Genomic DNA, 24,428 nt, shown 5'->3' with positions numbered 1-24,428 from the left:
CCTACCCCAGCGCCTTCAACTGGTCCGGCAATGCATATGCCCATTGCGTGATGTTACCGGCCCCTAAGCACACAACGAGATCGCCGGACCTCGCCAATCCCTTGACGATACCCGCAAGCTCCGGCGCCCCCGGCAGCGGCACCACCTCGCGGTGGCCATGGGCGCGCAGGCCGGCGACGAAATGATCGCGGTCGATGCCTTCGATCGGCGCTTCGCCGGCGGCATAGACGTCGGCGACAACAACCGCATCGGCGTCGTTGAAGCAGGTGCAAAATTCCTCGAACAGCGATTGCAGGCGGGTGTAGCGGTGCGGCTGCACCACGGCGATGATCTTGCCGTTGGTGGATTCCCTGGCAGCCTTCAGCACCGCAGCAATCTCGACGGGGTGATGGCCGTAATCGTCGATCACGGTGACGCCGTTCCATTCGCCGGTCTTGGTGAAGCGGCGCTTGACGCCGCCGAAGGTCGCGATCGCCTTGCGGATCGCAGCGTCGGAGACACCAAGCTCGCGCGCGACCGCGATCGCCGCCGTCGCGTTGGAAGCATTGTGACGGCCCGGCATCGGCAGCATGAGATCTGCGATCTCGTGCACGGCCCCTGTCTTGCGATCGCGGAACGCGACCTTGAACCTGGAGCCGCCGCCCATCGGGGTCAGATCGACGAACCGCACATCGGCCTGCGGATTTTCGCCGTAAGTGATGATGCGGCGATCCTCGATCTGGCCGACGATGGTCTGCACCACGGGATGGTCGATGCACATCACGGCGAAGCCGTAGAACGGCAGGTTCCCGACAAAATTCCGGAACGCGTCCTGCACGGCCTCGAAGGTCTTGAAGTGGTCGAGATGCTCGGGATCGACATTGGTGACAACAGCGACATCGGTCGGCAGCTTCAAGAACGTTCCGTCGCTTTCGTCGGCCTCGACCACCATCCAGTCGCCGGCCCCGAGCCGCGCGTTGGAGCCATAGGCATTGATGATGCCGCCGTTGATCACGGTGGGATCGAGCCCGCCGGCATCGAGCAGCGTTGCGACCATCGTGGTCGTCGTGGTCTTGCCGTGGGTGCCGGCAATGGCGACGCAGCTTTTGAGCCGCATCAGCTCGGCCAGCATCTCGGCGCGGCGCACCACGGGAATGCGCCGCTCGCGCGCCGCCATCAGTTCCGGATTGTCGCGCTTGATCGCGGAGGACACCACGACCACCTCGGCGCCGTCGACATTCTCGCCCCTGTGGCCGACCGAGACCTTGGCGCCGTTCTTGCGCAGGCGGTCGAGATTGTAATTGTCCGAGGCGTCCGAGCCCTGCACGGCGTAGCCGAGATTGACCAGCACCTCGGCGATCCCGCTCATGCCGATCCCGCCGATCCCGACGAAGTGGATGGGTCCGATCTCGCGCGGCAGTCTCATGCTAGGTTCCCCGACCTCGCCGCCTTGCGCAGGCGGGCAACTGGCGAAGGTCACGGCCAAATCAGCCGCGCCGTTATTACTGGATGCCCCGCTTTAGAAGGCGAAGACAAGGGCTTTTTCGCGTCAGATTCCAGCGACTTTGATCACCAGATCGGCCAGCCGTTCCGCGGCGTCGAGCCGGCCGGCGCTGCGGGCGGCCTCAGCCATGGCGGCGAGACGTGCGGGCTCGGCGGCGAAGGCCGAAATCTCGGACGCGAGACGGTCCGACGTAAACTCGGTCTGCGGGATGCGGATCGCGCCATCGACCTTGGCCAGCACGCCGGCATTGGCGAACTGGTCCTGGTCGATCGAGCCCGGCAGCGGCACTAGGATCGAGGGCCGGCCGATCGCCGCGAGCTCGGCCACCGTGCCGGCGCCGGAGCGCGATACCACCAGATGGTTGGCGGCAAGCCGCGCCGGCAGATCGGTGAAGAACGCCGCGAGCTCGGCCTTGATCTTGAGCTTGTCGTAGACCACGCGCACGCGCGCCATGTCCTCGTCGCGGACCTGCTGGGTCAGAATGAGCCTGCTCCACAACGAAGACTCGAGGCGCTCGATCGCGCCGGGCACGATGTCGGCCATGATACGCGCGCCCTGGCTGCCGCCGACGACGAGCAGGCGCAGCGGGCCGTTCACCTCGGGCGCGGCGTATTTCACGCCGGCCGCAGCGAGGATCGCGGGACGCATCGGTGTGCCGACAGTCGTGGTCTTGCCTGACAGCGCCGGATCGCGGTCGAGCACGCCAGGCAGCGACGTCGCGATGGCGCGGACGCGGCCCGACAGAAACCGGTTGGCGCGGCCGAGCACGGCGTTGGCCTCATGGATGATGCCGGGCACGCCGGCGAACTTTGCCGCGACCAGCGGCGGCAGCGTCGGATAGCCGCCGAAGCCGACGACCGCGACGGGCCTGAGCCGTTTGATCAGGCGATACGCGGACAGCGTGCCGGCGGCGAGCGTGAGGCCGGCATAAGCGAGCTGCAACGGATTGCGGCCGCGCGCGGTCTCGCTGGCGACGACGTCGATCATCTCCTTGCTGAACAGCCCGCTATAGCGCAGCGCACGCTCGTCGGTAACGAGGCGGACGCGAAAGCCGCGCCGGATCAACTCGACGCCGAGCGCCTCGGCCGGAAACAGATGGCCGCCGGTGCCGCCCGCGGCGAGAAGAATCAAAGGGGACGTGTCCATGGCGTGGAGTTTTACAGGGACTTTTTGGCCATTGCGAGCTGGCTACACTGGGCTCGTGCCCCGGGCGCAGCAGCGCGCCGCACTTCGCGGCGTGGTGCGCTGCTGAACCGGGCCCATGCCAGCCGCATTTCTGGGTCCCGGCTCTGTGCTCCGCTTCGCTTGTCCGGGACACGAGAGGATCAGGCGTAGCTGCGCATCGCCTCGGCATGGCCGCTGGCCTCGACCTCGGTGCGTGGGCGCAGCCGCGTCAGCGCCAGCATCATGCCGACGCCATAGGCGAGCGACACGATCGAGGAGCCGCCATAGGAGATGAACGGCAGCGTCATGCCCTTGGCAGGGATGAGCTGGAGGTTGACCGACATGTTGATCGCGGCCTGCACGCCGAACAGGATCGCCAGGCCGGAAGCGGCAAAGCGCGAGAACATGTCTTCATTGGCATAGGCGCGCGACAGCGTGCGGATCACGACGAAAGCGAACAGCGCCAGCATGGCAAGGCACAGGATGATGCCGAACTCTTCGGCCGCGACTGCAAACACGAAGTCAGTGTGGCTGTCCGGCAGGCTGCGTTTTGCAATTCCCTCGCCTGGTCCAAGGCCAAACCAGCCGCCATTGTAAAAGGCTTCCATGGCGGTATCGACCTGGAAGGTGTCGCCGGAGGCGGGATTCATGAAGCGCTTGATGCGTCCTGCCACGTGCGGAACAAAGAGGTACGCGCTGAACAGGCCGGCGCCGCCGAGACCTGCGAGACCAAACACCCAGATCATGCGCATGCCCGCGATAAAGAACAGCGAGCCCCACACCATCAGGATCAGCATGGTCTGGCCGAAGTCCGGCTCCATCACCAAGAGCGAGACCAGCATCAACAGCAGCACCAGGGCCATCGAGGTCGCCGGCATCTCCGGCCGTTTGGTCGATTCCGCAAACAGCCAGGCAGCGATGACGACGAAGGACGGTTTGGCGATTTCCGAAGCCTGGATGTTGACGCCGAGCAGCGTGATCCAGCGTCGCGAGCCCTTCACCTCCGGGCCGATCGCGAGCGTCAGCACGATCAGGATGATGCTGACCGCGAAGATGATCAGCGCGCTGCGGCGGATCGACCGCGGCGACAGGAAGGACACCCCAAGCAGCACCATGCAGGACGGCGCCAGGAAGAACACGTGGCGGCTGAAGAAGTGGAAGGGATCGAGCCCGATGCGGGTGGCAACGGGCGGGCTCGCCGCCAGCGACAGGATCACTCCGGTTAGCATCAGTACCAGGATGGCCCCGAGCAGCGGCTTGTCGACGGTCCACCACCATTCGGAAAAGGGGGTGCGTTCTTCACGGGAGAGCATGGGCGGCTGCTTTCGGACGGAGGTCCGTCCATTGGTCGCCGAGGTTGGTTACCGGAGGGTTAAGGAATTGCGGATGGCTGGAGATGATCCCCCATGCCGCCACACAACTTACTGTCATGCCCCGGCTTGACCGGGGCATCCCAGTACGCCGCGGCCCCTCGACCCAAACACGGTCTCTGGAATATTGGATCGACCGGTCAAGCCGGGCGACGATAGCGGAGAACGACGCGCCGGCGAGCCCTCACACCACCGGCTTCACGCCCGGCAGCGCCTGCACCAGCTCGCGGAACTTTGTGCCGCGGATTTCGAAGTTGCGGTACTGGTCGAAGGAGGCGCAGGCGGGTGAGAGCAGCACGACCGCATCGGTGAGGCCCGAGGCTTCCGCATCGCGCGCGGCGTGCTCGACCGCGACATCCAGCGTCTGGCTGATCTCGTGCGCGACTTGCGTGCCCAGCGTTCCCGAAAACTCCTGCGCGGCTTCGCCGATCAGATAGGCTTTTCGGATGCGAGGGAAGAAAGAAGCCAGGCTGGTAATGCCGCCCGCCTTCGGCTTGCCGCCGGCGATCCAGAAGATGTCCGAAAAGGACGACAGCGCATGCGCAGTGGCGTCGGCGTTGGTGCCCTTGGAATCGTTGACGAACAGCACGTTGCCGCGGCGGCCGACCTGCTCCATGCGATGCGCCAGGCCGGGAAAGCTGCGCAGGCCGTTCTGAAGCACGTCGAGGCTGATGCCCATCGCGAGCGCGGCGCCGGCAGCGCAGGCTGCGTTCTGAGCGTTGTGCAGGCCGCGCAGCGAACCGATGCCGCCGAGTTTTGCGATCTCGCTGCGGGCGCCGCCCGCGGTGCGCACGATGCTGCCGTGCTCGACATGGATGCCGCTCGCCAGCGGATTCCTCACGGAGATGCGCACCACGGTCTTGCCGGCGCGATCGAGCCTATCGGCGATGTCGCGGCAATAGCCGTCATCGACGCCGACAATCGCGGTGCCGCCTGCCAGCACACCCGCCACGAGGCGCTCTTTCACCCCGGCGTAATGTGCGATGGTGCCGTGCCGATCGATGTGGTCCTCGCTGACATTGAGCAGAATGCCGACGGAGGGATCGAGCGAGGGCGTGAGGTCGATCTGGTAGGACGACATCTCGATGACGTGGACGCGGCCCCTGCGCGGCGGCTCCAGTGACAGGATCGCGGTGCCGATATTGCCGCCCATCTGGGTGTCGTAGCCGGCGACTTTCGTTAAGTGCGCGATCAGCGCGGTCGTGGTCGACTTGCCGTTGGTGCCGGTGATGGCGACGAACGGCGCGTCCGGCGCATGGCGCCGCCGCTCGCGGCAGAACAGCTCGATGTCGCCGATCACCTCGATAGCCGCCTCGCGCGCCTTCAGCACGCTCCAGTGCGGCACCGGATGCGTCAGCGGCACGCCGGGCGCGAGCACGAGCGCCGCGAAATTCGCCCAGGAGACGTTGCGCAAATCCGCTGTGATGAAACCGGCCTGCGCGGCCTTGGCGACGTTCTCGGCATTGTCGTCGGCGGCGATCACCTCGGCGCCGCCGGCCTTCAAGGCGTGACAGGAGGCGAGCCCGGAGCCGCCGAGGCCGAACACCGCGACCGTCTTGCCGGCGAAAGACGTAACCGGGATCATCGATCGATCACCGCAGCTTCAGCGTCGACAGGCCGGCGAGCGCCAGCATCACCGAGATGATCCAGAACCGGATCACGATCTGCGGCTCGGTCCAGCCGAGCTGCTCGAAATGGTGATGGATCGGGGCCATCCGGAAGATGCGCTTTCCGGTGAGCTTGAACGACACCACCTGCACGATGACGGAGACCGCCTCCAGCACGAACAGGCCGCCGATCACCGCGAGCACGATCTCGTGCTTCACCGCGACCGCGATCGCACCCAACATGCCGCCGAGCGCGAGCGAGCCGGTGTCGCCCATGAAGATCGAAGCTGGTGGGGCATTGAACCAGAGAAAACCGAGGCCGGCGCCGAGCAGCGCGCCGCAGAGAACGGCGAGCTCGCCGGTGCCCGCGACATATTTGATCTGGAGATAATCGGCGAAGACGGCATTGCCGGCGAGATAGGCGATCATCGCAAAGCTCGCGGTCGCGATCATCACGGGTACGATGGCAAGGCCGTCGAGACCATCGGTGAGATTCACCGCGTTGCCGGCGCCGACGATCACGAAAGCGCCGAACACGACGAAGAACCAGCCGAAATGCAGTACCGTGTCCTTGAGGAACGGTATCGTCAGCGCGGTCGATGCGGGATCCCGGTTCAGCCGCACCAGCGCATAGCAGGCAACCAGCGCGATCGCCGCCTCGATCAGCAGGCGCAGCTTGCCGCCGAACCCGGTCGTGGTCTGCTTGGTCACCTTGAGGTAGTCGTCATAGAAGCCGACGAAGCCGAAGCCGAGCGTCACCGCCAGCACGATCCAGACATAGGGGTTGAGGGGATTGGCCCACAGCACGGTGCCGACCGTGAGGCCGGACAGGATCATCAGCCCGCCCATGGTGGGCGTGCCCTTCTTGCTGAGATGCGATTGCGGGCCGTCGGTGCGGATCGGCTGACCCTTGCCCTGGCGGATGCGCAAATGATCGATGATCCAGGGCCCGAACAGGAACACGAACAGCGCACCGGTGACGATGGCGCCGCCGGTGCGGAAGGTGATGTAGCGGAAGACGTTCAAGACGGTGCGCACTGCACCGAAGCCCGGAAATGTGTTGGATAGATCGATCAGCCAGTAAAACATTCAGACGGTCCTATGACGCCTTTGCACGGGGCCTTTGGTCTTGCCCTTGGTTCTTGCCCTTGATCTGGCCTCGACTTCGGCCTTGTCACCGCGCGTCACGCGCATTCGCTGGTCTTCATCATGGGGTCGCGCGACCTCCGGGAAAACGCTTCGCGCCGCAGAAGGTGGGATTCGGGAACAGCGCCTTCCAAGCAGTTTACGCCTTTGCCTGCAAGGCGGCCACTAGGCCCGGCACAAACTTGTTGACCCAGAACATCTTCTTGCTGCCCTTGACAACCACGACATCGCCTGCCTTCAGCAGTTTCGCGACCTCGCCCGGTTGCAGCGTGGCGGGATCGTCGTGCCAGCCGAGGCCCTTGCCTGATGGCAGCACCTCGAACAGGTGGCGCATCAGCGGTCCGACGCAATAGACGCCGTCGATGCCGGCGAGATGCGCGGCAAGGCCGGTGTGATAGCGAGGTGCGTCATCGCCGAGCTCGAGCATATCGCCGAGCACCGCAATACGCCTGCCGCCGGTCACGTTGCGGGCCTGGAGGCTTTGCAGCGCAGCAGCAACGCTGGCCGGATTGCCGTTGAAACTGTCGTCGATCACGGTGACACCGCCGGCCGCCTGCTCGACGCCGCGACCGGTCATGATACCGACCCGGTCGAGCTTGATCGCGAGCGTCGCCGCATCGAGGTTCGCGGCGCGGATCGCAGCGAGCGCTGCCAGCGCATTCTGCACGCGGTGCGGCGCGCCCGGCGTCAGGCTGAAGGCGATCTCCTTCTTGCCGATCATGGCCACGACCTGCCAGCTCTCGCCATGCGGCGCGTGCGCGACCTCGTGCACCTCGGCATGCTCGCCGAAGCGCACCACCCTGCCCTTCCATTCCGACGCCTTGAGCCCGGCGGGCAGCACCAGCACGCCGCCTTCGGGCAGGCCGAGCGCAATCGAGACCTTCTCGCGACGGATGGCTTCGAGCGAGCCGAGCTTTTCCAGATGCACCGGCTGGACGTTGACGACGAGCGCGACCGTCGGCCGCGTGAGCTCGCTGAGCCGTGCGATCTCGCCTTGCTGGTTCATGCCCATCTCGACGACCCAGAGGCTGGCATCGGGACGGGCGTTGCACAGCGTCAGCGGCACGCCCCAGAAATTGTTGAAGCTCGACGGGCTCGCATGGGCGCCTGGGTAGGCCGCGAGAAATTCCTTGGTGCTGGTCTTGCCCGCGCTGCCGGTGAGCCCGATCACCGGCCCGTGGAAGCGCGCGCGTGCGGCGCGCGCGAGGCCCCAGAGCCCGTCGATCAGCGTGTCCTTCACCACGATCTGGGGAATGCGGATGCCTGCGATCTCGTGCGGCACGATCATCGCGACCGCGCCGGAAGCTTCCGCCTTGTCGGCGAACTCCCAGCCGTCGCGCGCGCTGGCGAAGGCGGAGACGAAGCCGCCGCTCGGCGTGCCGCTCAGCGCGACGAACAGGCTGCCCGGTTTCACCAGCCGGCTGTCCTGGGTGACGAAGTCGATCGGCGTGTCCGGGAACGATCCGGCAGCGCTCAGCGCGCGCGCCACTTCGGCCACCGTCCAGATTGGCGCGCTCATGCTGTCCTCGACGCTAATGCGGCGGCGACCGCCTCGTGATCACTGAAGGGCAGCACCTCGCCGCCGATGATCTGTCCGGTCTCGTGTCCCTTGCCGGCGACGAGCAGCGCATCCCCTTCTTGCAATTCCTCGATCGCGGTTCGGATTGCCGCGGCACGATCGCCGATCTCGCGGGCGCCTTTTGCGGTGGCGAGGATTTCGGCGCGAATGGCTTCCGGCTTCTCGTTGCGCGGATTGTCGTCGGTGATGATGATGCCGTCGGCATTCTCGGCGGCGATCTCGCCCATGATCGGACGCTTGCCGGCATCGCGGTCGCCGCCGGCGCCGAACACGACGACCAGCCGGCGCTTGGCGTAAGGCCGCAGCGCCTGGAGCGCCTTCGCCAGTGCGTCGGGCTTGTGTGCATAGTCGACGAAGATCGGCGCGCCGTTGCGCTCGCCGACACGTTCGAGCCGGCCCTTGGCACCCTCGAGATGTTCGAGGCTCGCGAACACATTCGCGGCATCGCTGCCCGTGCCGATGGCGAGGCCGGCCGACACCAGCGCGTTCTCGATCTGGAATTCGCCGACCAGCGGCAGGCGCACGAAATAGCGCTTGCCGCGATGTTCGAGCGCGAGCTTTTGCGAGAAACCTTCGACCTCGGCCTCGACCAGGCGAATGCCCTCGCCTGCCCCGTCACCATTGCGGCCGACCGCCATCACGCGCAAGTTGCTCGCCTTCGCCGCCTCGATCGCTTCGGCCGAGCAATCGTGATCGGCCGAGATCACGGCCGCGCCGCCCGGCGGAACCAGTTCGCGGAACAGACGGAGTTTGGCGGCAAGATAATGCGCGACGGTTGGATGATAATCCATGTGGTCGCGCGAGAGGTTGGTGAAGCCGCCGGCAGAAATGCGCACGCCATCGAGGCGATACTGGTCAAGACCGTGCGACGAGGCCTCGAAGGCGAGGTGCGTGACGCCCTCGCGGGCGATCTCATCGAGCTGCCGGTGCAGCGCGATCGGATCCGGCGTCGTCAGCGAGCCATAGACCGTGCGCTTGGGCGAGACGAGACCGATGGTGCCGATGCTGGCCGAGGCATGCCCCAGCCGCTCCCAGATCTGGCGCGTGAATGCTGCGACCGAGGTCTTGCCGCTGGTGCCGGTCACCGCGGCAATCGTCGCGGGCTGTGCGGGGAAAAATTTTGCCGCGGCCAGCGCTAGCGCGCGGCGCGGATTGGTCACCCTGACGAATGGAACCTTGCTGCCATCAGGCGCATGATCGCTGACAACCGCCACCGCGCCCGCGGCAACCGCGGCATCGATGAAACGTGCGCCGTCGGTCTTGCTGCCGGCCAGAGCAAAGAAAAGATCGCCCGGCTTGACCGCGCGGCTGTCGAGCGCAACACCGGTGACATCCAGCGCCGCGACAGCGGGCTCGAGTGCGGTGTCATTGCCCAGAGCGTCCTGACCTAAGAGTTCGCGCAGCTTCATGGTGGTCCAGTCGACACGCCGCGCCGGAAAGCCGAATCGTCAGGAAAAGCCGAATCAGCACCGGCGATGGCCACCCCAGTTGATTACTGGGTTGTCCTGGATGCTGCAAGAATAAGGCGGTCCGCAGGCGGCAGGTCGAACCGCGGCTCGACGCCCAGAAGCGGGGCGATCCGCTCGATCACCTTGCCGCCCGTCGGCACCGCGTTCCATCCCGACGTGATGAAACCCTTCGTCTCGGGAATCGCCTGCGGCTCGTCGAGCATGATCAGGATCTGATATTTCGGATCGTCGCAGGGCATGATCGCGGTGAAGGAGTTCAGCACCCGCTTCTTGGCATAGCGGCCGTTGATGACCTTCTCGGACGTTCCGGTCTTGCCGCCGACGTAGTATCCCTTGACGTCGGCGCTCTTGGCGGTGCCGATTTCGGCGTTGAGCCGCATCAGGAACCGCATCTTGTCGCTGGTCTCGGTCTTGATGACGCGCTTGGCCAACGCCGCCGCTTCCTCCTCACTGCGCTTCATGAATGTCGGCGGAATGAGGTAGCCGCCGTTCACCAGCGCGTTGATGCCCATCACCGCCTGCAGTGGCGCCACCGAGATGCCCTGGCCGAACGCGATGGTCACCGTGTTCAATTCACCCCAGCGCCGCGGCACCAGCGGCGCCGCGCTCTCCGGCAGCTCGGTCCGCAGCCGCGTCAACTGCCCCATCTTGGCGAGGAACGCCTTGTGCGCCTCGACGCCCTGGCTGAGCGCGATCCGCGCGGCACCGATGTTGGAGGAGTAGGTGAACACTTCCTTGGTGTTGATGAAACGGCCGAGCGCATGGCTGTCGTGGATGGTGAACTTGCCGTAGTGCAGATTGCCGCGCGCATCCCACGAGGAGTTCAGATTGATCTTCCCGGAATCGAGCGCCATCGCCAGCGTGAACGCCTTGAAGGTCGAGCCCATCTCGTAGACGCCCGTGGTCAGGCGGTTGATGCGGTCGGGATCGTGCGCTTCCTTCGGATTGTTGGGGTCGAAATCCGGCAGCGAGACCATCGCCACGAGCTCACCGGTCTTGACGTTGGAGACGATGCCGGACGCCGCCTTGGCGTGGAACTTGTCCTTGGCCTTCAGAAGCTCGTCGCGCAGCGCGTGCTCGACGCGCAGATCGATCGAGAGCTCGATCGGTTTTTGCAGCCGGTCGGTGGCGAAGCCGGCGCGATGCAGATCGGCGAGGCCCTGATTGTCGAGCCACTTCTCCATGCCGGCGATGCCCTGGTTATCGATGTTGACGAGACCGATGAGGTGGGCGACCTCGTTGCCGGTCGGATAGACGCGCTTGTTCTCGCGCAGGAAGCCGATCCCGGGAATGCCGAGCTTGTGGATGTCCTGCTGCTGCTTCGCCGTGACCTCGCGCTTGAGCCAGACGAAGCCCTTGCGCGTTCTAAGGCGCTCGCGCACTTCGGCCTCGTCGAGGTCCGGCACGGTGGCAGTCAAAAGCTCGATCGCCTCGTCCTTGTCGATGATGCGGCGCGGCTCGCCGAACAGGCTCGAAGCCTTGACGTCGGTGGCGAGGATCGCACCGTTTCGGTCGACGATATCGGGCCGCGCGGTCGCGACCACCTCCTGCGCCGCGGCCCGGCGCGCGCCATGGGCATCGGCGCCGATCGCGAACATCACGAGACGGCCGCCGATCAGAAGATAGACCGAGGCAAAAGCGAGCATACCGAGGCCGACGCGCGCGCGCGCCTTCGCGGCGCGGTCTACGTTGCGCCCATAGAGCAGGCTGCGGATCAGCCGCTGCCGCCAGGGTTCAGTGGGTTTTGCAGGCGTCGCCGGGCTCATTGCTGGTCCTCGGGGTGAGGCACGGAGCCGGTCACGTTATCGGCGTCGCTCGCAGCTTCGATGGTATTGAGCATGGCCCCGATCGGATCCGGCTCGCCCGGCCTGAACATCCGCGGCGGACGCTCCGGCAGGTTCTTTAGGGAGTCATATTGCGTGCCGTTGACGGGCTTGAGCGGCAGATGCCGCTCGGCGAGGCCCTGCAGGCGCAGCGGCGCATCGAGCTTGGCCCATTCGGAACGGAGCGCTGCGATCGCGTCGCGCTGCTCGCGGATCTCCGCATGCAGCCGCAGCACCTTCTCGGTGCGTGCCGTGGAATCCATCTTGATCCGGTAGACATAGGCCGCAGCGAAGATCAGCGCGCCGATGACGAGGAGGTGGATGATGCGCATGCGCTAGCCGCCCCTCATCACGTCGGAGAGCTTTGGCCAGGACGATGGCTCGCTGTCGTCGTGCACGGGCGCCGAGGTGCGCTCGGCGGCGCGCAGCTTTGCCGAACGTGCGCGCGGATTATGCGCGACTTCCGCTTCGCCGGCGACGACAGGACGACGCGTCAGCAGCTGGAAGCTCGGCGCGGTTTGTGCCACTTCCGGCAGATGGCGCGAGCCGCCGCCGGTCTTGGAACGCTCGGCGAGGAAGTTCTTGACGATGCGGTCTTCCAGCGAATGGAACGAGACCACCACGAGGCGGCCGCCGGGCTTGAGCACGCGCTCGGCAGCAGCGAGCGCGGTGTGGAGCTCGTCGAGTTCCTCGTTGACGAAGATGCGCAGCGCCTGGAACGTCCGCGTCGCCGGGTGAATGTCGCCGGGTTTTGAGCGCACCACCCTGCCGACGAGATCGGCCAGCCCGCGCGTGGTCGTGAACGGCGTCTCCTCCCGGTCCGCCACGATGGCGCGGGCGATGCGGCGCGACTGCCGCTCCTCGCCGAACAGATAAATGATGTCGGCGAGATCGCCTTCCGAGGCGTGCGCGACGACGTCGGCCGCGGTGGGGCCCGCCTGCCCCATCCGCATGTCGAGCGGACCGTCGAGGCGGAAGGAGAAGCCGCGGCCGGCCTGGTCGAGCTGCATCGAGGACACGCCGACATCCATCACGACGCCGTCGACGGCTTCGACGCCTTGTGCCGCGCAGACTTCGGCGAGATTGGAGAAGCGATTTTCAACCAGCGTCAGGCGGCCCGCGGAGCGTTCGACCAGTTCGGCACCGCCAGCGATCGCGGTGCGGTCGCGGTCGATCGCGATCAGGCGGGTTCCCGGCACGTCGAGAATGGCGCGGCTATAGCCGCCGGCGCCGAAGGTGGCGTCGACATAAACGCCGCCCGCGCGCGGCGCGAGATGCTCGACCGCCTCGCGGCCGAGAACGGGGATATGCGGAACCGAGCTCATGCGCAGCGCCCGCCGCGCGTCCATAAGAGATCGGGGACGAGCAAGCCCATAACGCCTCGAATAATTCCGCGTCGCGGCGGTTCCACGACAAAGCCCTCGTCCAGCATGGTGACCGAGCCCGGCCATCCCAGGCTGCAAACCCAGAGTTCCCAGTGGAATTTGTCGGGCAGCCATGGGATTTCGAGCCAAAATACGCTTTGGCCGCCTCCGGACACGGGTCGGCTCTTCATCCCTCAGTAACGGCCCTTAGCGTTAAGAAAGCGTTGATCGACCCGTTACAACTCGAAAAGGTGCTTGGCGTAAGATAGGGCGGCTCGGTGGTGATGCTGCATCCACACACAAGGCGCAAAATGCATCCGTTAACCGCGTCGCGCGATTGCGTACGGCGGAAGGTAAAGGAATAGTAAAGAGAAGGGCTTGGCCCACTCTCCGTCCGATGAGCTGTCGATGCCGTCCGGTTCGTCCACACCGTCTGATTCGAAGCGTCAACGCGTTCTCCCGGTTCCCAAGGCCGCGGCGAACATCCGGACGTTCGAGCCGGATTCCTCGATCGTCTCCGACATCATCCCGTCGCCGAACTATGGCGAGCGCAACAAGGGACGGCAGCCGGACATGATCTTGCTGCACTACACCGGCATGCCCGATGTCGAGGGCGCGCTGGCGCGGCTCTGCACGGCGGGCACCGAAGTGTCGGCGCATTACGTCGTGCTGGAGGACGGCCGCATCGTGCAATGCGTGCCCGAGGCTAAGCGCGCCTGGCACGCCGGCGTCTCGTCCTGGGCCGGCGAGGACGATATCAATTCCTGCTCGATCGGCATCGAGATCATCAATCGTGGCCATGACTGGGGCTATCCGGAATTTCCGCTGCGCCAGATCGCGGCCGTGATCGCGCTGTGCCGCGGCATCATGCTGCGGCGAAAAGTGCCGGCGCACCGCGTGCTCGGCCATTCCGACGTCGCCCCCGCGCGCAAGAAGGATCCCGGCGAGAAATTTCCGTGGCATTCGCTGGCCAATTCCGGCGTCGGTCACTGGGTGACGCCCGCGCCGATCGTACGCGGCGAGAGCCTGATGCTCGGCACGATCAGCGACGCGGTGCTGAGCATGCAGCAGGCGCTCGCGAAGTACGGCTACGGCGTGCCGCTGACCGGCAAATACGACGCCGCGACGATGGAAGTGATCACCGCCTTCCAGCGCCATTTCCGCCCGGCGCGGCTCGATGGCGTCGCGGATCATTCGACGCTGTCGACCTTGCAGGCGCTGCTGGCGAGCTTGCCTCAGGAAGCGACCACCATCACAACGAAGTGACGGCGAGGCCTGCACCACTCTCGTGTCCCGGACGCGCGAAGCGCGAGCCGGGACCCAGTCGGCGATGCGATCCGCTACGGTGAGATGGGCCCGGCTCTGCAGCGCACCGCCCAAGAGGCGCTGCGTCCGGCGCACGAGAGGCCTAATCCATCTCCCGCATCCGCCGCGCATAGAGCCGCCGCAACGGCTCGAGCTGCGTCGCCTCGGTCGCGGCAAGATAGGCGGCGCGCGCTTCGTCCTTCCGTCCCAGTCGACGCAGCAGATCCGCGCGCACGGCAGGCAACAGTTCGTAGCCATTGAGCCCGCCGCGCGCGGTGATCGCGTCGACGAGATCGAGCGCGCGTGCGGGCCCGTCGACCATCGACACCGCCGCGGCGTGATTGAGCTCGATCACCGGCGACGGGCTGATGCGCAGCAGCACCTCGTAGAGCCCGGCGATCTGCGCCCAGTCGGTCTCCTCAAAACTCGCCGCGCGCGCATGCAGCGCGGCGATCGCGGCCTGCACGGCATAAGCCTGCGGCCGGCCGGGCAGGCGCAGCGCATCGTCCACCAGACGCAGGCCTTCCTCGATCTGCTTGCGATCCCACAGCATGCGGTCCTGCTCCTCGAGCAGCACGACGTCGCCGGCCGCCGTCTCGCGCCCGGCGCGGCGCGCGTCGTGCAGCAGCATCAGGGAGAGCAGGCCCTTGATGCCCGCGCGCTCCGGCATCAAGCGGTCGAGCAGGCGGCCGAGCCGGATGGCCTCGACCGCGAGATCGGGCCGCATCAAATCCGCACCTGAGGTCGCGACATAACCTTCGGTGAAGACGAGATAGATCACGGTGAGCACGCCGTCGAGACGCGGCACCAGAGTGTCACGTTCGGGCACTTCATACGGGATGCCTGCCAGCCTGATCTTCTGCTTGGCGCGAACGAGGCGCTGCGCCATCGCCTCCTCACTGACGAGAAAGGCGCGCGCGACCTGCACGGTCGAGAGCCCGCAGACGGTGCGCAGCGTGAGCGCGACCTGCACCTCGGGCGCAAAGGAAGGATGGCAGCAGGTGAAGATCAGCCGCAGCATGTCGTCGTCGAGCATCGCCGGCGGCTCGTCGACGGCCTGCGCATTGAGCTCGAGCTCGTGCACGAGCTGTTGCTCCTTGCCGCGGAAGACGGTCTGGCGGCGGACCCGGTCGATCGCCTTGTGCTTGGCGACATTGACCAGCCAGGCGCGCGGATTGTCGGGTGCCCCGCACGCCGGCCAGCGCTCCAGCGCGACGGCAAAGGCTTCTTGGAGCGCGTCCTCGGCCAGATCGAAATCGCCGACGAGGCGGATCAGCGTGGCCAGCGCCCGCCCCGCCTCGTCGCGGAAGATCTTGTCGATCTCACTAGGGGTCATGCGTCAATGCGCGGCTGCGCCGTCACTTGTCGTACACCCAGATCGGCCGCACCTCGATTGAGCCGATGCGCGCGCTCGGAATGCGCGCGGCAATCTCGATCGCTGCGTTCAGGTCCTTGGCCTCGATCAAATAGTAGCCGCCGAGTTGCTCGCGCGTCTCCGCAAACGGACCGTCGGTCGTCAGCGTCTTGCCGTCGCGCACGCGCACGGTCGTCGCGGTCGTGGTCGGCCGCAGCCGGTCGCCGGCCTTGAAATTGCCGCTCTGGATGATGGATTGCGTGAAGGCCTGGTACTCGGCCAGCATCTTCTGGCTGGTCGCCGCGTCATTCTTCGCGTACTCGACCTCGTTCTGGTAGATCATCAGCAGATACTGCATGGTTTAACTCCTGTTGTTCGGCTGTGTCGCCGACATCCAGTCGAACCGGGCACGCTCCAAACGACATCTTCAGGATAAATTATTTGCAGGCCGCCCGCGCGGCGATATCGGCTTGACGAAACCGTCACAAATGCCCATGCCTAGGCCGTCAGTCGGCCGGACGGCCGCTCCGGCAGGGGCCGAAAGGCCGCCGGGGAGGAAAGTCCGGGCTCCCTTGACATACGGTGCCGGATAACGTCCGGCGGGGGCAACCCCAGGGAAAGTGCCACAGAGAACGAACCGCCCTGCTTCGCCTTCGGGCTTCGCAGGGTAAGGGTGAAAAGGTGCGGTAAGAGCGCACCGCGGCGTCGGCAACGAAGCCGGCATGGTAAACCCCACCGGGAGCAAAACCGAATAGGGACGGCGTAGCGGGCTGTTCGCGAAAGCGATAACGCCGCGGGGCGATGTCAGGCCCGCCGTCCGGGTAGGTTGCTCGAGGCCATGTGCAAACATGGTCCCAGAGGAATGGCCGTCACGTATCGTTCGCGCAAGCGGATGGTGCCCTACAGAACCCGGCTTACAGGCCGGCTGATATCTTGCAACGAGGGGTTCGATGCTGACCGCATCGGACCCCTCACCAATTGGGCCGAGCGCGCGGCCATTCAAATGGTGTCATTCCGGGGCTCGCGAAGCGAGAGCCCGGAATCCATCGCGCGGCAGAGAATTGGAGGAATGGATTCCGGGTTCGTGCTGCGCACGCCCCCGAATGACCGCTGTGGGTCAGCCAACAATCTCCTCCAACACACCCATCAACGCTTCCGGTGCCGTGACATTCGGCGCGTGGCTCGCGTCGAGCTCGAAATAGCGCCAGCCCTCCTCGCTCTTCGTCCGTTTGGCGAATTGCCCGAACACATCGCCGGGCGGAATGCGCTTGCAGTAGATGTAGCTGCGCGGCATCGCGAGTTTGCCGTGTTGGAGCTTCAGCCTGGTCTCGAAACATTTGATCGGCATGTTGATGCGGCGCGCATTGAGCCAGTCGAGATCGGCCAGCGGCGTGTCCGGCGGCGGCGGGTTCGGTGGGATGCGATAGCCATCGCCCGCAGCGGCCGCCTTGCGCATCGGCTCGCGACCGCTCTCGTTGAGGTCGAACAGCGACTGGCCATCGCACGGCACGAAGGCATCGAGATAGATCAGCTGCGACACACGTTCGCGCGCGCGATCGGCAACGCCGGTCGCGACCATGCCGCCATAGCTGTGGCCGAGCAGCACGATGTCGGAGAGGTCCTCGAAGGCGATGACGTTGAGGATGTCGTTGATATGCGTGTCGAGATCGATCGCCGGGCTGGCGAGATGCGCACGCTCGCCAAGACCGGTGTAGGTCGGCGCGACCAGGCGATGGCCGGCCTGCATCATCAGCGGATGCATCTTCTTCCAGGCCCATCCGCCGGACCAGGCGCCATGACAGAGCAGGAAGGTTTTCGCGCGTGCGGCCATCGGCGTTTCCATCGTCCTTGCTTTTATGATGGAGTGTAGCGGCCGGACGCGCGATGTAAACGCCGGCGCCTCAGGCGGCGCGCGAATCCGCCTTCACCAGCACCGGAGCGAGTTCGCGGGCCTCGCGCCGCAGCTTGCCCGCCTCGAAGCCGTGCATGCCGATCTGCCATTGCAGGCCGACGATGGCTCCCTTGGTCGGCTGCAGCAGCGCGAGCGAGGCGAACAGCGTCACCGGCAGCCACGCCGCCAGCTGCAGCCAGACCGGCGGCGCGTAGGCCGTCTCGACCGCGAGGATCGCCGGCACCACGAGATGGCCGACCACGACCATCACCAGATAGGCCGGGAAATCGTCGGCGCGCTGGTGGAACAACTCCTCGCCGCAGTGATCGCAACTGCCCGCGACTTTCAGGAAGCGCCCGAACATATGTCCCTCGCCGCAGTTCGGGCACTTGCCGCGAAAACCACACCACATCGCCTTTGCCAGAGAAACCGAACCGGTCGTCATAACGACACCTCTTCCGTTTTGCTGGTCCATACAATAATATCTTGCATCCATACATTCAAAGGATTTAGACTTATATTGCATGGATTGGACTCCTACAATCGCCGAGCTGAGCGGGCCGCGCTACCAGCGCATCGTCGAGGCCATGGAGGCCGACATCGCCGCCGGCCGCTTGGTACGCGGCCAGCAGCTCCCGACGCAACGCGCACTGGCAAAAGCGCTCGGCATCGACCTCACCACGGTGACGCGCGCCTACACCGAGGCGCGGCGCCGCGGCATCATGGAGGCGCGCGTCGGACAGGGCTCGTTCGTGTCGGAGACCAGCGCACGCCGCGGGGTCGACCTGCCGCATCCCGTCGCGATCGACCTCTCGATGAACGTGCCGCCGCATCCGCTGGAGGCGCAGCTCGACGAGCGCATCATCGCGGGGATGGAGGCCCTTCGCGCGCAATCGGGCCTGACTGCATTCCTGAACTATCAGCCGCCCGGCGGCAGCGCGCATGAGCGCGAGGTTGCGGCGCGCTGGATGCGCGCACGCGTAGCACACGCCCATGCCGACAGGCTGGTGATATTTCCCGGCGCGCAGACCATCCTGTTCAACCTGCTCGCCCATCTGGCGCGGCCCGGCGACGTCGTGCTGACCGAAGGCCTCACTTTTCCCGGCATCAAGGCGGCCGCGGCACGGCTTGGGGTCAAGCTCGTCAGCGTCGCCATGGACGACGGCGGCATATTGCCCGATGCGCTGGCGAAGGCTTGCCGCACGCACAAGCCCAAAGCCGTCTATCTCATTCCGACGCTGCACAATCCGACTACCGCAACGCTCTCTCCCGAACGCCGTGAGGCCATCGCCAAGATCATCCGCGATGCCGATACGATTCTGATCGAGGACGATGCCTACGGCCTGCTCGACCGCTCGGCATCGCCGATCGCCAATCTCATTCCCGAGCGGACATATCTCGCAACCACGCTGTCAAAATGCATCGCGCCGGCGCTGCGCGTCGCTTATCTCATGACGCCCGATGACGATGCGCAGCTTCAGATGCGCGGCTATTTGCAGGCGACCGTGCAGATGCCGACGCCGCTGATGGTCGCGCTGGTGACGCACTGGATCGAAGCCGGCATCGCCGATCGGATTATCACCGCGATCCGCAACGAGGCGGTCGGCCGCCAGCAGCTCGCGCAGCGCGCATTGAAGGGTTTCCAGTTCCTGGCCAAGCCGGCTGCGCATCATCTCTGGCTGCGGCTGCCGGAGGGCCGCCCCGACATCGCGGCTCATCTCTTGCGCAACGGCCTCGCGGTCGTCGCCGGCGATGCCTTCACCGTAGATGGAACGCCGCCACATGCCGCACGCGTTTCGCTGGGCGCAGCGCGCAACAGAGCTGAACTGACGGAGGCAGTGCGCATTCTGGTCGGCGCGCTGCACAAGCCCGCGGAGACCAGGCAGATCGTCTAGGCGAACATCACTGACGGCGATGGCGTGGGCGAACGATCGGCGCGAGGCCTGACGGATAAGCTTGCGAGGCGTAGGCATCGCTCGGCGTTCCCTGCTGGCCGAGCGCTGCTCGCGCGGCAGGCGTGAGCTGGCCGCCGTTGAGCACATCGCGGTCGGGATGCGCGGCCTGATAGGCCGCGGGCTCGGAAAACTGTGCCTGCGCCACGGTCGGCATCAAGGCCATCGCCGACAGCAGCGCGACCGAAACGGCCATCTTCGTACGTCTCATGATCGTGCTCCATCATCTAAGCGGGGACATGCCGATCGCAGCGCACACGGCGGCGCCCCCCCGATTGAAGTACGCCCGTCATGTAGGCCTGTTTTCCGCGAAAGCCCGCTATGAAGGATCACGCTTGCGTGCGGTTTTGAAATTGACCGCCACCGCCGCGGCTGTGCTATGCGGACAATGCCGATCAACACTCCGGCATCGCCCATTGCGACAAGGACAATCCGTTGGAAACGCTCACCTACGTGCTGCTGCTGTTCGGCGCACTGGCCGGCGGCTTCGTCTCGGGGCTGGCCGGATTCGGCACGGCGCTGATGGCGCTCGGCATCTGGCTCTACGTGCTGCCGCCCTCGCTCGCGGTGCCGCTGGTGCTGATCTGCTCGGTGATCGCGCAGACCTCGACGCTGCCATCGATGTGGAAGAGCTTTGATCTGTCACTGGTGTGGCCGTTCCTGATCGGAGGACTGCTCGGCGTGCCGCTGGGCACCATGATGATCGCCTCCGCCGATCCAAAGGTGTTCAAGCTGAGCGTCGGCGTGCTGATCCTGATCTTTTCGAGCGCGCTCTATCTGAACAAGAGGCCGCTCGCCATCAAGTTCGGCGGCCGGATCGCCGACGGCGCGATCGGCTTTGCCGGCGGCGTTCTTGGCGGCCTCGCCGGTTTGTCAGGGCCGCTGCCGATCCTGTGGGCCAACATCCGCGGCTGGAACAAGCATGAGCGGCGCGGAATCTTCCAGCTCTTCAATTTCACTGTGCTCGCCACTGCGCTGGTGTTGCAGACCGCGTCAGGCATCGTCGAGCTCAAGCTCGTCTGGCTCGCGCTGGTCGCCTTTCCGGGCACGTTGGTCGGCGCATGGGCCGGCGCGCGCGTCTATCACGCGCTGAACGACAAGCATTTTGGCGATGTCGTGCTTGGCCTGTTGTTCCTGTCGGGCCTAACGCTCGTCTGGAACAGTCTTGGCGCGCATTAGCCCCACGGCGCCGCGCGAGGAGGTTAACCGACGCTACGCGGGCGCGCGCACAGGAGGCGCGACCAGGTCTTCCACTGGCTTTGCGACCTCGTCATGCGGCAACCGCGCGAAGCGCTTCCTGAGCTCGCGGCGCAGCAGCCACAGGCTCAAAGCCGCCTGGAGCGTGGTCGCCGCGATCGACACGTACCAGACATACTCCATGCGGAAGCCGGGACGCGTCGAGAGCCAGATCGCCGGCAGCGAATAGGTGAACACGCGCGTCGCCGAGCTCAGCAGCACCGGCTTGGTGTTGCCGAGGCCCTGGAACATGCTCGAGCAGGTGAAGATCAGTCCTTGCGCCACCATATTGAGCGAGATGATCCGCAGGAACAGATAGGCGACCGCCATCGTCTCCCGGTCGTTGGAGAATCCGGCGAGCAGCAGCTCCGGCTTCAGCTGCGCAATGGTCATGAATCCGATCATCACGACAGTGGTGATCAGCGCCGACTTGACGAAGGTTTCCCGCACCCGCGCGCCGTTGGCAGCGCCGACATTCTGGCCGGCGATCGGCCCGGCCGCGAGCGCGACCGCGAGCGCCGGCATCTGGATCAGGCCGAGCACACGCTGCCCGATGCCGAATCCCGCCTGCGCCGCCGCGCCGAAGTCGCTGAGCACGTAATAGACCACTGCCATGAAGATGAACATCATCGCGAACTCGCCGCCCGCCGGCAGACCGACATTGAGAATACGCTTCAGATGGCGCGGCTGCGGGCGCCACTGCGCCGGATTGAATGCGACATAGCGCTCGGTTGCGCGGAAATGCGCCAGCAGCATCAGAACGCCGATGAATACTGCGATCGAGCTCGCCAGCCCTGCGCCGGCAACGCCGAGCGCGTAGCCGGTGCCCCAGCCCGAGATCAGCACCGGCGCCAGCGCGATGTTGATCGCGACCGCGAGCACCCGCACCGACATCGCGGGGCGCACGATGCCGGTCGCACGCAGCGCCGATGCCAGCACTTGCATGGCGAATTCCAGCGCCAGCGCCGGCATGAACCACAACAGATAAGTCGTCCCCGCCTCGATCGTGGCCTGGTCCGCGGCAACCGAGCACATGTAGAGGCGCGAGAGCGCTGCGCCCATGGCCAGGGTCAGCAGGCCGAACAGCGCCGAGAGCGCGATCGCCTGGTTGAAGATCAGGTTGGCGTCCGGCCGATCCTTGCGTCCGACGGCATGCGCGATCAGCGCCACCGTGCCGACGCCCAGCACCTGGATCAGCGCGTTGATGAGAAAGCCGGCATTGCCGGCCGCGGCGACGCCCGCCACGGCCGCATCGCCCAATCCCGACACGAAGTAGAGATCGACCAGCTGGCAGATCATGATCGTGACCATGCCGGCCATGATCGGCGGCGCCATGGCCAGGATGTGTCTCACGATGGAGCCGTGTGTCAGGTCTTTCATCTCATTCCATCCTCTGGCGGCGTGACCGCGGGGCTTTCGCCCCGCTGCCGCCCGTCACTCGGCTGCTGCGACGTGTCCGAGCTCCACCACCTGGCGCTCGAACAGGCCGCGATAGACGCCGCCCGGCTTGCCCGCGAGCATGGCGTGGGTGCCCTGCTCGACGATCTCGCCGCGGTCGAAGACCAGGATGCGGTCGAGGCTCCTCACGGTCGACAGGCGGTGCGCGATCACGATCGCGGTGCGGCCCTTCATCAGCCGCTCCATCGCCTGCTGGATCAGCGCCTCCGATTCCGAATCGAGGCTCGAGGTCGCCTCGTCCAGGATCAGCACCGGCGCATCGGCCAGGAAGGCGCGCGCCAGCGCCACGCGCTGCCGCTCGCCGCCCGAGAGCTTGACGCCGCGCTCGCCGACCAGCGTGCCGTAGTCCTTCGGCAAGCGCAGGATGAAATCGTGCGCATTCGCCAGCCGCGCCGCCTGCTCGATCGCCTCGAGGCTGGCGCCGGGCCGGCCATAGGCGATGTTCTCGGCGAGCGAGCGATGGAACAGGATCGGGTCCTGCTGCACGATCGCGATCTGGCTGCGCAGCGATTGCTGCGTCGCCTTCGCGATGTCCTGGCCGTCGATCAGCACGCGTCCATCAGAGACGTCGTAGAGCCGCTGCACCAGCTTGACGAAGGTGGTCTTGCCGGAGCCGGAACGGCCGACCAAGCCCACGCGCTCGCCGGCGCGGATCGTCAGCGACAATCCGTCGTACAGCGGTGCACGATGGCCGCCATAATGGAACGTGACGTCGTCGAACACGATCTCGCCGCCCTCGATGGCAATCGGCCGCGCGTCGGCAGCGTCCGCGATTCCGATCGGCTCGTCATGGATCGCCACCAGCTCCTCCATGTCGTTGACCGAGCGCTGGAGGTTGTTGATGTGCATGCCGACATCGCGCAAATAGGCGTGGATGACATAGTAGCTCGTCAGCACATAGGTGACGTCGCCGGGCGAGGCATGCCCGTACATCCATAGCAGCACCGATCCGCCGATCACGGATCCCCGCAGGCACAGCAGCAGCGAGAGCTGCGCCATGGCGGTGTAGTTGTAGCGCAACCAGGTCCGCCGCACCCGCACGCGCCAGCGGTTGATGACGCGGGCGAGCCGCGTATCCTCGCGCAGCTCCGCGCCGAAGGATTTCACCACGGCGTTGCAGGTCAGCGCATCCGCCAGCGTGCCGCCGACCTTGGTGTCCCAGGCATTGGAGACGCGCGCCGCCGGCGCGATGTAGCGCGTCGAGAACAGCACGGTCATCGTGACATAGACAAGTGCCCCGAGCGCAATCACCGCACCTAACGATGTCCAGTGCACGCCGAGCAGGATCATCGAGCCGATCAGCACGACCAGCGACGGCAGCAGCGCCAGCAAAATGGTGTCGTTGAGCAGGTCGAGCGCCCACATGCCGCGCGTGATCTTCCGCACGGTGGAGCCGGCGAAGGAGTTGGCGTGCCAGTCGGTCGAGAAGCGCTGCACGCGCATGAACGCGTCCTGCGCGACCTCGGACATGATCTTCAGCGTGAACGGCACGATCGCCTGCAGGCCTGCGAGCCGCAGCACCATCGAGGCCGCGCCCAGCGCCACGATGGCGCCGAATGCGACCAGCGCGGCGTGGCGCGCATCGGCATCGGAGGGCCCGCGCGTCAGCGCATCGATCAGATGCCCGGAAAAGACCGGCATGAACAGGTCGGCCGCGGTCGCGCTCAGCAGGCTGCCGACAACGACCAGCGTAGATCCCGGCTGCTTCAGCCAGTGCCGGAACACGAAAGGCAGCACCACACGTATCGCCGCGGGCTTCTTTGACAGAGCAGTCATGGCATCATCCGGCCGCTTTGCGCGCGGGCCGGCTCCATCGATGGACGCAAGCCGGCCGCGAGGACCGGGACGGCGTCACTTAAAGTTGGCTTTGACTTGGGAAGTTGAGCGATCGGGACGCTTGGTCGAAATCTTGGCCCAATCGAATCTGGCGGAAGAGGCCTCTAGGAGGCCGAGCACATACCGAGCCAGAACATCAGCGAGCGCGGGCGTGCGATCTGCGAATGCGACAAAATCATGCAAATCTCTCCCGGTTCGAGTGAATGAGGCGCGCTTTATAGATGCATCGCGGGTGATTTGCAACGGGGCCCGCCCGAGATCACGGACGAGTGTTGCAATTTGGTGCGGAGGGCGTGGTGTGCTTCGCCTTGAGCGGCCTCACCGCCGCTCCACTCTCCGCTGTCATGCCCTTGCGAAGGCGGGGCATCCAGTACTCCGCGGCGGTAGTTAG

Annotated in this window: 20 protein-coding genes and 1 other RNA gene; 4 read left to right on the top strand and 17 right to left on the bottom strand. The window is 65.8% G+C overall.

All coding sequences use genetic code 11. From position 1 onward, the window contains the following. Nucleotide 1 precedes the first annotated feature (1 nt). The 10 genes from murC to rsmH all read right to left on the bottom strand — a co-directional run bounded on the left by murC (nt 2) and on the right by rsmH (nt 12,966). The gene (gene murC / locus JJB99_RS10535) at nt 2-1,405 is read right to left on the bottom strand and encodes a UDP-N-acetylmuramate--L-alanine ligase (RefSeq protein WP_200498699.1); all 1,404 of its coding nucleotides are present in this window, start codon (nt 1,403-1,405) and stop codon (nt 2-4) included. Between the two features lie 123 nt (nt 1,406-1,528). Beyond that, a complete protein-coding gene (gene murG / locus JJB99_RS10530; protein ID WP_200498698.1) occupies nt 1,529-2,629 on the bottom strand; it encodes an undecaprenyldiphospho-muramoylpentapeptide beta-N-acetylglucosaminyltransferase in 1,101 nt (366 codons plus the stop codon). A gap of 179 nt (nt 2,630-2,808) precedes the next feature. Beyond that, entirely contained in the window at nt 2,809-3,960 is a 1,152-nt protein-coding gene (gene ftsW / locus JJB99_RS10525; protein WP_200498697.1) for a putative lipid II flippase FtsW, read from the bottom strand. Between the two features lie 241 nt (nt 3,961-4,201). After that, on the bottom strand, nt 4,202-5,602 hold the full coding sequence (murD, locus tag JJB99_RS10520; protein WP_200498696.1) for a UDP-N-acetylmuramoyl-L-alanine--D-glutamate ligase: 1,401 nt from the start codon (nt 5,600-5,602) through the stop codon (nt 4,202-4,204). Nucleotides 5,603-5,609: 7 nt separating this feature from the next. Continuing rightward, nucleotides 5,610-6,713 carry a phospho-N-acetylmuramoyl-pentapeptide-transferase gene (gene mraY, locus JJB99_RS10515; RefSeq protein WP_200498695.1) on the bottom strand — a complete coding sequence of 368 codons (1,104 nt, stop codon included), beginning with the start codon at nt 6,711-6,713 and terminating at the stop codon, nt 5,610-5,612. A gap of 196 nt (nt 6,714-6,909) precedes the next feature. Continuing rightward, the gene (locus JJB99_RS10510; RefSeq protein WP_200498694.1) at nt 6,910-8,289 is read right to left on the bottom strand and encodes a UDP-N-acetylmuramoyl-tripeptide--D-alanyl-D-alanine ligase; all 1,380 of its coding nucleotides are present in this window, start codon (nt 8,287-8,289) and stop codon (nt 6,910-6,912) included. Next, nucleotides 8,286-9,758 (bottom strand): UDP-N-acetylmuramoyl-L-alanyl-D-glutamate--2,6-diaminopimelate ligase, encoded by a 1,473-nt coding sequence (locus tag JJB99_RS10505; protein WP_200498693.1) that lies wholly within the window; start codon nt 9,756-9,758, stop codon nt 8,286-8,288. Before JJB99_RS10505 ends, JJB99_RS10510 begins: the two co-directional genes overlap by 4 nt. Nucleotides 9,759-9,841: 83 nt before the next feature. Continuing rightward, the gene (locus JJB99_RS10500; protein ID WP_200498692.1) at nt 9,842-11,584 is read right to left on the bottom strand and encodes a peptidoglycan D,D-transpeptidase FtsI family protein; all 1,743 of its coding nucleotides are present in this window, start codon (nt 11,582-11,584) and stop codon (nt 9,842-9,844) included. Next, nucleotides 11,581-11,973 (bottom strand): cell division protein FtsL, encoded by a 393-nt coding sequence (gene ftsL / locus JJB99_RS10495; protein ID WP_200498691.1) that lies wholly within the window; start codon nt 11,971-11,973, stop codon nt 11,581-11,583. The genes JJB99_RS10500 and ftsL overlap by 4 nt, the downstream gene beginning before the upstream one ends. A gap of 3 nt (nt 11,974-11,976) precedes the next feature. Further along, nucleotides 11,977-12,966, bottom strand: a complete 990-nt coding sequence (gene rsmH, locus JJB99_RS10490; RefSeq protein WP_200498690.1) for a 16S rRNA (cytosine(1402)-N(4))-methyltransferase RsmH — start codon at nt 12,964-12,966, stop codon at nt 11,977-11,979. A gap of 447 nt (nt 12,967-13,413) precedes the next feature. Between rsmH and JJB99_RS10485 the strand changes: the two genes are divergently transcribed. After that, nucleotides 13,414-14,271, top strand: a complete 858-nt coding sequence (locus JJB99_RS10485) for an N-acetylmuramoyl-L-alanine amidase (protein ID WP_200500103.1) — start codon at nt 13,414-13,416, stop codon at nt 14,269-14,271. Between the two features lie 142 nt (nt 14,272-14,413). On the opposite strand, the gene JJB99_RS10480 is transcribed toward JJB99_RS10485, so the two are convergent. Both JJB99_RS10480 and JJB99_RS10475 read right to left on the bottom strand, forming a co-directional pair. Then, nucleotides 14,414-15,646: an RNA polymerase sigma factor gene (locus JJB99_RS10480; protein ID WP_200498689.1), complete on the bottom strand. Its 1,233-nt coding sequence runs from the start codon at nt 15,644-15,646 to the stop codon at nt 14,414-14,416. A gap of 22 nt (nt 15,647-15,668) precedes the next feature. Next, nucleotides 15,669-16,022 carry a YciI family protein gene (locus JJB99_RS10475; protein ID WP_200498688.1) on the bottom strand — a complete coding sequence of 118 codons (354 nt, stop codon included), beginning with the start codon at nt 16,020-16,022 and terminating at the stop codon, nt 15,669-15,671. Nucleotides 16,023-16,170: 148 nt separating this feature from the next. On the opposite strand from JJB99_RS10475, the gene rnpB reads away from it, so the two are divergent. After that, an RNA gene (gene rnpB / locus JJB99_RS10470) (RNase P RNA component class A) lies at nt 16,171-16,597 on the top strand. Nucleotides 16,598-16,781: 184 nt separating this feature from the next. Here rnpB and JJB99_RS10465 read toward each other — a convergent pair. Next, the gene (locus tag JJB99_RS10465) at nt 16,782-17,495 is read right to left on the bottom strand and encodes an alpha/beta fold hydrolase (RefSeq protein WP_200498687.1); all 714 of its coding nucleotides are present in this window, start codon (nt 17,493-17,495) and stop codon (nt 16,782-16,784) included. 70 nt (nt 17,496-17,565) lie between these two features. Beyond that, complete coding sequence (locus JJB99_RS10460) at nt 17,566-18,000, bottom strand: DUF983 domain-containing protein (protein ID WP_246775194.1); 435 nt, start codon at nt 17,998-18,000, stop codon at nt 17,566-17,568. A 79-nt stretch (nt 18,001-18,079) separates the two neighbouring features. Between JJB99_RS10460 and JJB99_RS10455 the strand changes: the two genes are divergently transcribed. Continuing rightward, nucleotides 18,080-19,450, top strand: coding sequence for a PLP-dependent aminotransferase family protein (locus tag JJB99_RS10455; RefSeq protein WP_200498685.1), 1,371 nt, complete (start codon nt 18,080-18,082; stop codon nt 19,448-19,450). Between the two features lie 7 nt (nt 19,451-19,457). Here JJB99_RS10455 and JJB99_RS10450 read toward each other — a convergent pair whose 3' ends face one another. Beyond that, the gene (locus JJB99_RS10450; protein WP_200498684.1) at nt 19,458-19,718 is read right to left on the bottom strand and encodes a hypothetical protein; all 261 of its coding nucleotides are present in this window, start codon (nt 19,716-19,718) and stop codon (nt 19,458-19,460) included. Between the two features lie 224 nt (nt 19,719-19,942). Between JJB99_RS10450 and JJB99_RS10445 the strand changes: the two genes are divergently transcribed. Further along, the gene (locus JJB99_RS10445) at nt 19,943-20,686 is read left to right on the top strand and encodes a sulfite exporter TauE/SafE family protein (RefSeq protein WP_200498683.1); all 744 of its coding nucleotides are present in this window, start codon (nt 19,943-19,945) and stop codon (nt 20,684-20,686) included. Nucleotides 20,687-20,719: 33 nt separating this feature from the next. Here the strand turns inward: JJB99_RS10445 and JJB99_RS10440 are convergent, their stop codons facing one another. Next, nucleotides 20,720-22,123, bottom strand: coding sequence for an MATE family efflux transporter (locus JJB99_RS10440; protein WP_200498682.1), 1,404 nt, complete (start codon nt 22,121-22,123; stop codon nt 20,720-20,722). A 54-nt stretch (nt 22,124-22,177) separates the two neighbouring features. Then, on the bottom strand, nt 22,178-23,977 hold the full coding sequence (locus tag JJB99_RS10435; RefSeq protein ID WP_200498681.1) for an ABC transporter ATP-binding protein: 1,800 nt from the start codon (nt 23,975-23,977) through the stop codon (nt 22,178-22,180). Nucleotides 23,978-24,428: the final 451 nt, after the last annotated feature.

Source organism: Bradyrhizobium diazoefficiens, from assembly GCF_016616235.1.
GTDB lineage: Bacteria > Pseudomonadota > Alphaproteobacteria > Rhizobiales > Xanthobacteraceae > Bradyrhizobium > Bradyrhizobium diazoefficiens_H.
The sequence above is the reverse complement of the archived record's forward strand: the minus strand, read 5'-3'. Positions and strand labels throughout refer to the sequence as shown.